The organism is Kitasatospora sp. NPDC001539 (assembly GCF_040298565.1).
GTDB lineage: Bacteria > Actinomycetota > Actinomycetes > Streptomycetales > Streptomycetaceae > Kitasatospora.
The window spans coordinates 37,019-48,416 of sequence record NZ_JBEPAK010000014.1; the positions used below are offsets into that span (position 1 = coordinate 37,019).

Consider the following 11,398-nt stretch of genomic DNA (forward strand, 5'->3'; position numbering starts at 1 on the left):
GCCCGACGAACGGTGGCGGCGCGCAGTGTCCGGGGGGTGACCGCGCGCCGCCGACCCGCCCGCGCCCACCGTCTACCCCGGTTGTCCCGGCCCATGCCGCGGGCTCAGGTCCGTTTGTTAGGTTGGCCGTTGTGACTCCGGAAGAGATGGTCCGCCTCGGCGTCGAGCGCGACAAGCAGGGTGACGGTGCGGAAGCGGAGCGGCTCTTCGCCGCGGCCGCCGAAGCGGGGAACGCCGACGCGATGAACCACTACGGCGTCCTGCTCGGCAAGCGGGACGACTGGGCCGGGGCCGAGGAGTGGTACCGCAGGGCCGCCGCCACCGGGAACGCGTTGGGCGCCTACAACGTCGCGTTCGCGCTGGTGCGGCGCGGAGAGGACGCCGAAGCCGAGGGCTGGTACCGGCGGGCGGTCGAGGGTGGTGACGAGGAGGCCGTGGTGGGCCTCGCGCTGGCCCTTCAGCGGCTGGGCCGGCCCGACGAGGCCGAGGGCCTCCACCACCGGGCGGCCCGGCGCGGGCACGTGGTCGCGATGAACCACTACGGCCGGGCGATGGAGCGCCAGGGCGATCCCGCCCGGGCGCAGGAGTGGTACCGCAAGGCCGCCGACGCGGGCAGCGTCGACGCCATGTTCAACCTCGGCTTCCTGCTGCGGGCCCAGGACGACCTGGCGCAGGCGCTGCGGTGGTTCCGCGCGGCCGCCGACACGGGTGACCGGCAGGCGCGGTTCGAGCTCGCCTGCACGCTGGAGACGCTGGAGCGGTTCGACGAGGCCGAGGCCCTGTTCGGCGAGCTCACCGAGGACGGGTACGACCAGGCGCCGCAGCGGCTGGCGCGGCTGCGGGAGCGACGCGCACCCCGGGCCGCCCCCGCCGCAGCGGTGCCCGAGCCGGCCCCGGCCACGGCCCCGGCACCGGCACCGGCACCGATCGGCACGGTGTACCTCCTCCACACCGGCGCCGCGCCCGCCCGGGAGGAGATCGAGCGGCTGATGAACCAGGTGGTGCGCGACGCCGGCGTCGAACTGGCGGCCACGGCCCGGCTGACCGTCACGGGCGGGGTCCACGAGCCCACCGAGGAGATCGGCCGGGCCGTCGTCGCCCGGTACGAGGGCGAGGGCGCGGTGCCGCCCGGATCGACCGAACGGGCGATCGTGCGGAGGTATCCGGTCGCGGGGGCGCACCGGCTGGTGATCCTCATACCCGGTGCCGCGCCCGGGGCCTGAGCGCGCGGCAGTGCCGGTGCCCTCCGGCCGCCACCGGTGTGACGCGGCGCCGTGCGCCGTGTGGGCGCGGGCGGGGCCGGGAAATCTCGTGCGATGAACTCAGACATCACCGTGCAGGTCGACGGGGTCCCGCGCCGGCTGACCGTCGACACGCGCACGACGCTGCTGGACGCCCTGCGGGAACGGCTCGGGGTGACGAGTCCCAAGAAGGGCTGCGATCACGGGCAGTGCGGCGCGTGCACGGTGCTCTCCGGCGGGCGGCGGGTGCTGAGCTGCCTCGTGCTCGCGGTCACCCAGGACGGCGCCGAGGTCGTCACCGCCGAGGGCCTCGCCGCCCGGGCGGCCACCACCGACGGACGGCACGACACCGACGCACGGACCGCCACCGATGCACGGACCGCCGAGGAGCGGCACGCCGACGGCGCCCTGCATCCGGTGCAGCGGGCTTTCATCGACTGCGACGCGCTCCAGTGCGGCTACTGCACCCCGGGGCAGGTGGTCTCCGCGGTCGGGGCGCTGGAGGAGTTCGCGAGGGGCTGGCCGAGCGCCGTCACCGAGGGCCCGGGGGCGCCGCGGCTGGACCGCGCCGAGGTGGCCGAGCGGATGAGCGGCAACCTGTGCCGCTGCGGGGCCTACGTCAACATCGTGACCGCCATCCAGCAGGCCGCCGGCACGGGGCCCACCGGCACGAGTACGGCCGGCACGGAGCCGGCCGGAACGGCGAGCGCGGGGGCGGCCCGGTGAAGCCGTTCGACTACCGCAGCCCCGCCGACGCCGCGGACGCCGTGCGCAGCGTCGCCGGGAACCCGGGTGCGGTGTTCCTGGCCGGGGGCACGAACCTGGTGGACCACCTCAAGCTGGGGGTCGTCGAACCGGACCTGGTCGTCGGCGTCGCCGCCCTCCTGCCCGGTGAGGTGGAGGAGCTCGGCGGGGGCGCCCTGCGGATCGGCGCGGGTGTCAGCAACAGCGAGCTCGCCGCGCACCCGCGGGTGCGCGAGTGGTTCCCGGTGCTGTCGCAGGCGCTGTTGTCGGGTGCGTCGGGGCAGTTGCGCAACATGGCCACCGTCGGCGGCAATCCGCTGCAGCGCACCCGCTGCGTCTACTTCCAGGACGTCACGACGCCGTGCAACAAGCGGCGGCCGGGCTCGGGCTGTTCGGCGGTCGGGGGGTGGACGCGCCACCACGCGATCCTCGGCGCCTCCGAGCACTGCATCGCCGTGCACCCGTCCGACATGGCCGTGGCGATGGCCGCGCTCGAGGCGCAGGTGCGGGTGCTCGGGCCGGACGGCGAGCGCGTGGTGCCCTTCGTGGACCTGCACCGGCTGCCCGGCGATGCTCCCGAGCGCGACACGGTGCTCGGGCACGGCGAGCTGGTCACCGCGATCGACCTGCCGGCGCTGCCGCTCGCGCGCCGCTCGGCCTACCGCAAGGTGCGCGACCGCGCCTCCTACGCGTTCGCCCTGGTCAGCGTGGCCGCTGCGGTGGAGGTCGAGGACGGTGTGATCACGGACGCGCGGGTCGCGTTCGGTGGTGTCGCGCACGCGCCCTGGCGCGCGTACCGGGCCGAGGAGGCGCTGCGGGGCGCCCCGGCGTCGGAGGCGAGCTACCGGGCCGCCGCGGACGCCGAACTCGCCGACGCCCGGCCGGCCGCGGGGCTGGACGGCGGCAACGCGTTCAAGATCCCGCTGCTGCGCCGCACCCTTGCCGCCGTCCTGCGCGGCCTGGCCGGAGAGGACGCCCGATGACGTTGCCGCGCGAACCGGAGGCCGTCGGCCTCGACCTGCCCCGCCGGGACGGGCCGGTCAAGGTGCTGGGCACCGCCACCTACGCGTACGAGACCGCGTTGGCCGGCGCCGCCTACCTGCACCCCGTCCAGGCCACCGTCGCCCGCGGCCGCGTCACGGAGCTGGACACCGGCGCCGCCGAGGCGCTGGAGGGCGTGGTGGCGGTGCTCACCCACGCCACCGCGGAGCGCCTGGCCTCCACCGGGAACCGGGAGTTGGCGGTCCTGCAGGACGACCGGGTGGCCTTCCGGGGCCAGGTCGTCGCCGTGGTCGTGGCCGACGCTCCCGAGGTGGCGCGGCACGCGGCCGCCCTGGTGCGGGTCGGCTACGCGCAGGAGGAGCACGACGTCGAGCTGCGGGCCGACCGCGAGGACCTGTACGCGCCCGAGAAGGTGAACCCGGACTTCCCCACCGACACCGCCGAGGGCGACGTCGACGCCGCGATGGCGGCCGCGGCGGTGAGCGTCGAGGAGACGTACCGCACCGCGATGTACCACAACAACCCGATGGAGCCGCACGCCACGGTGGCGCTGTGGGAGCCGGCCGGTGACGGCTTCCTGACCCTGTGGGACTCCACCCAGGGCGTCCATTCGACGCGTTCCGCGCTGGCGGCGGTGTTCGGGCTCGAGGAGGCGCGGGTGCGGGTCGTGTGCCCGTACGTCGGTGGCGGGTTCGGGTCCAAGGGGCAGCCGCACGTCAACGTGGTGCTCGCCGCGCTGGCCGCCCGCGCGGTGCCCGGCCGGCCGGTGCGGCTGGCCCTGACCCGGCAGCAGATGTTCTGCCTGGCCGGCTACCGCACGCCGACCATCCAGCGCTGCAGCCTGGGTGCCGACCGGGACGGCACGCTCACCGCCGTCGCCATCGACGTCGTCGAACTGACGTCGCGCATCCAGGAGTTCGCGGAGCAGACCGGGGTGCCGACCCGGATGATGTACGCCTCGCCGAACCGGCGGACCACGCACCGCCTCGCCGCCCTGGACGTGCCGGTGCCGTCCTGGATGCGCGCCCCCGGGGAGTGCCCCGGCATGTTCGGCCCCGAGGTGGCGATGGACGAGCTGGCCGAGCGCCTGGGCCTGGACCCGGTCGAGCTGCGGATCCGCAACGAGCCGGACGTCGAGCCCGGCTCGGGTAAACCCTTCTCCAGCCGCAACCTGGTGGGCTGCCTGCGCGAGGGCGCGGCGCGGTTCGGCTGGGCGCAGCGCGACCCGCGGCCGGGGGTGCGCCGGCGCGGCGACTGGCTGGTGGGCACAGGCGTCGCGGCCTCCACCTACCCGGTCAGCCGCATGTCGAAGTCGACGGCGACGATCCGGCGGGAGGGGGAGCGCTACGTCGCCGAGATCGGCGCCGCCGATCTGGGCACCGGCACCTGGACCACGCTGGCGCAGATCACCGCGGACGCGCTCGGCGTGCCGGTGGCGCGGGTGGCGGTGCGCATCGGCGACACCGACTACCCGGTGGCGTCGGTGGCCGGGGGCTCCTCGGGCATGACGACGTGGGGCTCGGCCGTGGTCGAGGCGGCGCGCGCCTTCCGCGCCCGCTACGGCGACGAGCCGCCGGAGGGGGCCGAGGCGTCCGGCGACGTCGGGCCGGCCGACGAGCGCTTCGCGATGCACGCCTTCGGGGCGCAGTTCGCCGAGGCGCACGTCCACGCGGACACCGGCGAGGTGCGGGTGCGGCGCCTGCTGGGCGTGTTCGCCGCGGGCCGGATCATCAACCCGCGCACGGCGCGCTCGCAGTTCGTCGGCGGGATGACGATGGGGCTGTCCATGGCGCTGCACGAGAGCAGCGTCCTCGACCCCCGCACCGGCCACGTCGTCAACCACGACCTCGCCGACTACCACGTCACGGCCAACGCGGACGTCGAGGGGATCGAGGCGCACTGGCTGCCCGAGCACGACCCGTACGTCAACGCCATGGGGTCCAAGGGCATCGGGGAGATCGGCATCGTCGGCACGGCCGCCGCGGTGTCGAACGCGGTGTGGCACGCCTGCGGTGTGCGGGTGCGGGACCTGCCGATCACGCTGGACAAGGTCCTGCCCGCGCTGGAGCGGCCGTCCGCGGGCGGGTGAGGGAGCGGCACCGGCCGGCGGGAGGGGGGTCGCGGCCGCGGCTGCAGCGGGTGGTCCGCACCCCGGGCGCGGCGGGCCCGGCGGGCGGGCCGCGCGGGTCGGGGTGGCGGCGGCGCGTGGAGTCCGGGGGGTAACCCACGCGCCGCCGAGCCACCCGCGACGGCCGTCTACCCCCGCTTCGCCGGTCCATGCCTGCGGCGGACCACCCGTCACAGGAGCGGCCCCCGGGGTACCGTCAGCCGGGGTACCGCCAGGTGCGCTCGCACGCCGGAGGGCCCGGGCCCGTCGGTTCGACGGGCCCCGCGAGGAACCAGGGAGGCGCGACAGATGGTGGACCGACCCCGTCGGGTCCTGCTCACCGGGGCCGCCGGCCGCATCGGCAGCTGCCTGCGGGAGCTGCTGCCGGCCTACGGCTACCGGCTGCGCTGCTTCGACCGCCTGCCGGTGCCCGGCGAACCGGACGCGATCACCGCCGACCTGCGGGACGCCGAGGCGCTGGCGGCGGCGGTGGACGGCGTCGACGCGGTGGTGCACCTGGCCGGGATCCCGGGCGAGGCGCCGTTCGCCGACATCCTGGCCGCCAACATCGACGGCACCTACCGGCTCTACGACGCCGCTCGGGCGGCGGGCGTGCGGCGGATCGTCTACGCCAGCAGCAACCACGCGGTGGGTTTCACCGAACGGCCCGCCGACGGCGGCACCGTGCCGGTCGACACCCCGCAGCGGCCCGACACCTACTACGGGCTCTCCAAGTGCTTCGGGGAGAACCTCGCCTCGCTGTACGCCGACCGGCACGGGATGGAGACGGTCTCGCTGCGGATCGGCTCCTTCACCGACGAGCCCCGCAGCGTCCGGATGCTCGCCACCTGGCTCAGCCCGGGCGACTGCGCCCGCCTGGTGCACGCCGCGCTCACCGGGCCGGTGAGCGGGCACACCGTCGTCTACGGCATCTCCGCCAACACCCGGGCCTGGTGGGACCTCGCCTCGGCCCGCGCGCTGGGCTACCGGCCGGTGGACGACGCGGAGGCCTTCGCCGCCAAGGTGATCGCCGAGCACGGTGAACCGGCCGCCGACGACCCGGAGTTGCGCTACCTCGGCGGCAGCTTCACCCAGGCCGCCCCCTGACCGGCGCCGCACTCCACCGGTCACCGCCGGCCGCCGACCGCGGGCGGAGGCCCTCACCTACGGCCCGGCCAGACCGGCCGGACACACTGACGGGCCGTCCGACGGCTGCAACCGTCGGACGGCCCGCGGAGCGCACCCGCCCGACACCCGGGCGGGCGCTGCTCCCTGCGGTGTCGTCTCAGCGCCGTCGCCCGACGTAGACGGGCGTCACGAAGGCGATCAGGACCGCTGCCACACCGACCTGCAGCGCGTGCCGTATCCAGTCGATGCCGTCGGTGTGCCGCACGCCCAGGAAGGAGGCCGCGGCGTTGCCGAGGAGGGCCCCCACCAGGCCGATGAGCACGGTCAGCCACAACGGCACGGGCTGGCGTCCCGGCAGTACGAGCTTCGCCAGCAGGCCCACCACCAGGCCCGCGATCACGGCCCACAAGAACGTCACAGTCGTGTCCCCTCTCTGCTTCCTTGCCCGATCAGACGTCCCACCGTCTGCCCCCGTCCCCGGGTCTCATGCTCACCGCACCGGCCGTCCTCGGAACAGGCCGGCCCGCTGCCCCGGCGCGGCCGGGGGCGGGACCGGGAGGCGCCCCGGCGACCGCCCGGGGCGACCGGACGGGCGGCCGGGGTCGCGGGCCGGTGAGCGGCGGGCGCTACGGGGCCATCGGGTCCTGCGGCAGCGCGCCCGGATCGCCGGCCGGTGCCGGGCTGCCGCCGGCGGGGGTGCCTGCGCCGGGGACGGTGGCGGTGCCCTCGCCGGTGCCGGTGCCGGTGCCGGTGAGGGCGTCCCCGGCGGCGCGCACCGGGGTACCCGCGCCGGCCCCGCCGCCGCTGCCGTTGCCGGACAGGCGCGCGGCGAGCAGCCGCTTGCCCATCTCGGCGCCCTTGCGGCTGTCGGCCTGCGCCTTGCGGAACAGTTCCGCCACCTCCTGGTCGCCGTCCCGCTCGGCGTCCTGGACGTAGGTCTCCAGGCGCAGCGCGTTGTTCAGGCACGCCTCGACGTACCAGAGCAGGTTGTAGTCCTTGTCCTTGGTGCCGGTGACGTGACCGGTCTCCTCGTTCATGGTCGCGGTCTCTCCTTCCGCGCCCCGGTGCGCGCCGGTCCCGTCGGCCGGGCGGCAGGGCGCGTCGGCGCGTGTACCCGGGTGGGCAGGGCCAATCCCGCGCCGCCGCGCCGGCCGGCCGGGGTCGGGCGGGGGTACGGCCGGTCGGCGCAGTGCACGCCGGTGAGCCGTGGGCCGGGCCGGAGTGGGTGCCTATCGTGGGCTGGTGACCGATCATCGGGAAGCCGGGACCGCTGTCGCCCGGACGGGCTATCTCCTGGCCGCGTTCGCCTTCGCCGTCTGCATGGCCGGGACCACCCTGCCCACGCCGCTGTACGGGTTGTACCGGGAGCGGATCGGCTTCTCCGAGCTGACGGTGACGGTCGTGTTCGCCGTCTACGCCTTCGGTGTCATCGCGGTGCTGCTGCTGGTCGGCGACGTCTCCGACACGGTGGGGCGCCGGCCCGTCCTGCTGGGCGGGCTGGTCTGCGCGGCCGGCAGCGCGGTGGTCTTCCTGGGCGCGGACAGCGTGCCGCTGCTGTGCCTGGGCCGGTTGCTGTCCGGTCTGTCGGCGGGCCTGTTCACCGGCACCGCGACCGCGTACGTGCTGGAGCTGGCCCCGTCGCGGCGCCGGGGGCGGGCGGGGTTCGTGGCGACCGCCGCGAACATGGGCGGGCTCGGCTGCGGGCCGCTGCTGTCGGGGCTGCTGTCCGAGTACGCGCCGCATCCGCTGGTGCTGCCGTTCGTGGTGCACCTGGGGCTGCTCGCGGTGTCCTTCGCCCTGCTCCTGGTGCTGCCGGAGACCGTGGAGGGGGCCCGCCCGCTGCGCACCGCCCGGCCGCACCTGCCCGAGCTGCCGCCGCAGGTGCGCGGGGTGTTCGTGCCGGCCGGGGTCGCCGCGTTCGCCGGGTTCTCCCTGCTGGGGCTGTTCACCTCGGTGGGGCCGGCCTTCCTGGCGGAGGGTTTGGGCGTCCACGACCGTGCGGTGGTCGGCCTGGTCGTCTTCGCGGCCTTCCTCGCCTCCACCCTGGGCCAGCTCCTCGTGCCGCGGCTGGGGACGGCGCGGGCGGTGCCGCTGGGCTGTTTCGTGCTGATCGCCGGGTTGGCGCTGCTGGCGGGTTCGCTCGCGTGGGCCGTGCTGGCGCTGCTGGTGCTCGCCGCGCTGGTCGGCGGCGCCGGCCAGGGCATGGGGCTGCGCGGGGCGGTGGGCGAGGTCGCCGGGGCCAGTCCCCCCGAGCACCGGGGCGGGGCCCTGTCGGCGCTCTTCGTGGTCGCCTACTTCGGCATCTCGATCCCCGTCATCGGGGTGGGCCTGCTGACCGGGCCGCTCGGCCTGGCCCACGCCGGCCTGGTCTTCACCGCCTGCATGGCCCTGCTCGCCGCCGCCTCCGGCGTCTACCTGCTGCGCCGGGCGGTCGTCGGCGAGGCGGCCGGCGGGCCGTGACCCCCGGGCCGGCCCGGGTGCGGCGCGCGGCCCGGGTGCGGCGCGCGGCCCGGGTGCGACGCGAGGGCGGGGTACGGCGCGCGGCCCGGGTGCGGCGCTCGGGCCGGGTCAGGGCGCCGGGTGGCGCAGGGCCTCGATGAAGCCGGCGGTGGAGGGGCCCGGCAGGGGGCGGCCGTAGGTGTCCGCGACGCGCTGCAGGGAGGTGAGGGTGGTGGTCCAGCCGTGCCGTTCGAGCCAGGTGTGGGTGTCGGGGCCCAGGCCGCCGCGCCACAGGCCGGTGATGTGGGCGAGGGCCGGGTCGGGCGGGGTGGCGGTGATGTCCCGGCCGCGTTCGAGCAGCAGGCGGCTGCCGGGGGCGGCCAGCGCGGTGACGGCGGTGAGCAGGCCGGCCGCCTGCTCGGCGGTGAGGTAGGGCAGCAGCCCTTCGGCGAGCCAGGCGCAGGGGCGCGCGGGGTCGAAACCGGCGGCGACCAGCCGGGCGGGCCAGTGCGGGTCCAGCAGGTCGGCGGGCAGGGAGGTGCGCTCGCTGCGGGGCACGGCGCCGAGCTCGTCGAGGACCTGGTCCTTGAAGGCCAGGACGGGCTCCAGGTCGAGTTCGAACACCCGGGTGCCGGCGGGCCAGTCCAGCCGGTGGGCGCGGGTGTCCAGGCCGGCCGCGAGCAGCACGACCTGGTCCGCGCCGGCGGCCAGGAGGCGGTCGTCGTAGAAGCGGGTGCGCAGGATGCTGTTCGCGACCAGGGCCTTGGCCAGGGCACTGCCCGACCCGGGGGCCGGCGGGGTGCCCGCGGCCTCGAGGAACGCGGCGGCGTACGGGTCGGTGAACAGCGGGTCGGGGCGGGAGCTCTCGCGGGCCCGCACCCGGGCGACGGACAGGGCGGTGCGGGAGACCGGGCTGAGCGGCTGAGGGGTCGTCATGCCCGCAATCTACATCGCCAGCGATACATCGGTGAAGATGTATGCTGCCGGGCATGGACGGCGTGCGACTCCTCAGACTCGGCAGGCGGCTGACCGACCTCGGCCGCGAGATGGTCGGCGATCCGGCCTCCGCGCTCCCCGCCGGGGAGGTCGCCGTGATCTCCGACGTGTTCCGCCACCCCGCGACCACCGTCCAGGAGATCCGGGCGCGGACCGGCTTCGCCCAGAGCCACGTCTCCACGTGCGTGGCCCGGCTGCGCGAGCGGGGCCTGCTCGACGCCGCCGCCGACCCGGCCGACGGGCGGCGCACCCTGCTCACCGCCTCCGAGCGGGCCCGCGAGGCCGTCCTCGCCCGCGCCGCCCGGCCCGCCGAGCCGGTCATCGCGAAGGCCGTCGCGGACCCCGACCGGGCGCGCCGCGTCACCGAACTGCTCGACGAGCTCGCCGGCCTGCTGCTGCCCTGACCGGCCCCGCCCCGGACCGCCACGCGGGCCCCCCGCAGGCCATGCGGGCCCCTCGGTGTCCGAGGGCCGGTCCGGGGACCGGGGCCGCCGGCCGTGTACGAAGGCCGCCCCGGGGTAGCGGAGCGGCATGCTGACACTCGGAGTCGAGGAAGAGTACTTGCTGGTCGACCCCCGCGACGGCACGCCGCTGCCCCGGGCCGCCGAGGTCCTGGCCACCGCCTCGCTGGCGCCGGCGCTGCGCCCCGCCGAGGCGCAGCACGAGCTGCTGCAGGTCCAGGTGGAGAGCGCGACCCCGGTCTGCGAGGACCTGGCGGAGGTGGGCCGGCACCTGACCCGGGTGCGCGCCGGGCTGAGCGCGGCCGCGGCCCAGCACGGCTGCCGGGTGGTGCCGGTCGGTTCGGCCCCGTTCGGGCCGCCCGGGCCGGTGCCGGTCACCGACCACGAGCGCTACCGGCGGGCCCGCCGGCAGGCGCCGGCGCTGGTCGACGACCTGATGCTCAACGGCATGCACGTCCACGTCGGCGTCCACGACGAGGAGGAGCGCGTGGGCGCCCTGGTGCGGTTGCGGCCCTGGCTGCCGGTGCTGATCGCGCTGAGCGCCAATTCGCCGTACTGGCGCGGGGGTGACACCCGTTTCGCCAGCTGGCGCACGGTGCACTTCGACCAGTGGGCGGTCAGCGGGCCGCCGCCCGCCTTCCGCGACGCCGCGGACTACCGGCGGCGGGTGGCGGCGCTGCGGGCCGCCGGGGCGATCGCCGACGCGGGGCAGCTGTACTGGCACGCCCGGCTGTCCGAGCGCTATCCGACCGTGGAGGTGCGGGCGGCGGACGTCCAGCTGACGGTCGCCGACGCGGAGCTGTTCGCCGGCCTGGTCCGGGCCCTGGTGACCACCGCCGTCCTGGAGGAACGGCAGGGGCTCCCGCGCCCGGACACCCCCGAGGAGCTGCTGCGGGCCGCGACCTGGCACGCCGCCCGCACCGGGGTGCACGGGCAGCTGGTCTCCCCCGCCGACGGCACCGCCCGCCCGGCCGCGGCCGTGGTCGAGGAGCTGCGCGCCTACGCCGCGCCCGGCCTGGAGGCGGCCGGGGACACCGGGCGGGTGGCCGGGCTGTGGTGGGGGTTCGAGCGCGAGGGCAACGGCGCGGACCGCCAGCGCCGCTGGTTCCGCGAGCAGGGCTGGGCGGGTCTGGCGGAGCACCTGGCGGGCTCCACCGTGACCCGCACGCCCTGAGTGCTAGGGCCCGTCTTCAAACCCCCGTCGTCCGCCCGAAGGGCGGGCGGGGCGGCGTTGGGGTGCGTGCATCGCAAGGCGGAGGAGGGAGTCCATGCGGAGCATC

Annotated in this window: 10 protein-coding genes and 1 pseudogene; 8 read left to right on the plus strand and 3 right to left on the minus strand. The window is 76.5% G+C overall.

Going from position 1 to position 11,398, the window contains the following annotated elements; all coding sequences use genetic code 11:
• The first annotated feature begins 131 nt into the window (after positions 1-131).
• The 5 genes from ABT247_RS05025 to ABT247_RS05045 all read left to right on the plus strand — a co-directional run bounded on the left by ABT247_RS05025 (position 132) and on the right by ABT247_RS05045 (position 6,201).
• Positions 132-1,223, plus strand: a complete 1,092-nt coding sequence (locus ABT247_RS05025) for a tetratricopeptide repeat protein (protein ID WP_350738080.1) — start codon at positions 132-134, stop codon at positions 1,221-1,223.
• Between the two features lie 93 nt (positions 1,224-1,316).
• Positions 1,317-1,967 (plus strand): (2Fe-2S)-binding protein, encoded by a 651-nt coding sequence (locus ABT247_RS05030; protein ID WP_350738083.1) that lies wholly within the window; start codon positions 1,317-1,319, stop codon positions 1,965-1,967.
• Positions 1,964-2,968: an FAD binding domain-containing protein gene (locus ABT247_RS05035; protein ID WP_350738085.1), complete on the plus strand. Its 1,005-nt coding sequence runs from the start codon at positions 1,964-1,966 to the stop codon at positions 2,966-2,968. The genes ABT247_RS05030 and ABT247_RS05035 overlap by 4 nt, the downstream gene beginning before the upstream one ends.
• Entirely contained in the window at positions 2,965-5,076 is a 2,112-nt protein-coding gene (locus tag ABT247_RS05040; RefSeq protein WP_350738088.1) for a xanthine dehydrogenase family protein molybdopterin-binding subunit, read from the plus strand. Before ABT247_RS05035 ends, ABT247_RS05040 begins: the two co-directional genes overlap by 4 nt.
• A gap of 330 nt (positions 5,077-5,406) precedes the next feature.
• Positions 5,407-6,201 (plus strand): NAD-dependent epimerase/dehydratase family protein, encoded by a 795-nt coding sequence (locus ABT247_RS05045; protein ID WP_350738106.1) that lies wholly within the window; start codon positions 5,407-5,409, stop codon positions 6,199-6,201.
• 178 nt (positions 6,202-6,379) lie between these two features.
• Here the strand turns inward: ABT247_RS05045 and ABT247_RS05050 are convergent, their stop codons facing one another.
• Together ABT247_RS05050 and ABT247_RS05055 are read right to left on the minus strand one after the other, a co-directional pair.
• Positions 6,380-6,640 (minus strand): GlsB/YeaQ/YmgE family stress response membrane protein, encoded by a 261-nt coding sequence (locus ABT247_RS05050; RefSeq protein WP_350738091.1) that lies wholly within the window; start codon positions 6,638-6,640, stop codon positions 6,380-6,382.
• Positions 6,641-7,034: 394 nt separating this feature from the next.
• Positions 7,035-7,259, minus strand: a pseudogene (locus ABT247_RS05055) (hypothetical protein); the annotation flags it as partial.
• Positions 7,260-7,542: 283 nt separating this feature from the next.
• Between ABT247_RS05055 and ABT247_RS05060 the strand changes: the two are divergent.
• Positions 7,543-8,682: an MFS transporter gene (locus ABT247_RS05060; RefSeq protein ID WP_502892383.1), complete on the plus strand. Its 1,140-nt coding sequence runs from the start codon at positions 7,543-7,545 to the stop codon at positions 8,680-8,682.
• 108 nt (positions 8,683-8,790) lie between these two features.
• On the opposite strand, the gene ABT247_RS05065 is transcribed toward ABT247_RS05060, so the two are convergent.
• Positions 8,791-9,597: an SAM-dependent methyltransferase gene (locus tag ABT247_RS05065; protein ID WP_350738094.1), complete on the minus strand. Its 807-nt coding sequence runs from the start codon at positions 9,595-9,597 to the stop codon at positions 8,791-8,793.
• Between the two features lie 53 nt (positions 9,598-9,650).
• Between ABT247_RS05065 and ABT247_RS05070 the strand changes: the two genes are divergently transcribed.
• Positions 9,651-10,061 (plus strand): MarR family transcriptional regulator, encoded by a 411-nt coding sequence (locus tag ABT247_RS05070; protein ID WP_350738096.1) that lies wholly within the window; start codon positions 9,651-9,653, stop codon positions 10,059-10,061.
• Positions 10,062-10,188: 127 nt separating this feature from the next.
• Complete coding sequence (locus ABT247_RS05075; protein WP_350738100.1) at positions 10,189-11,292, plus strand: carboxylate-amine ligase; 1,104 nt, start codon at positions 10,189-10,191, stop codon at positions 11,290-11,292.
• Positions 11,293-11,398: the final 106 nt, after the last annotated feature.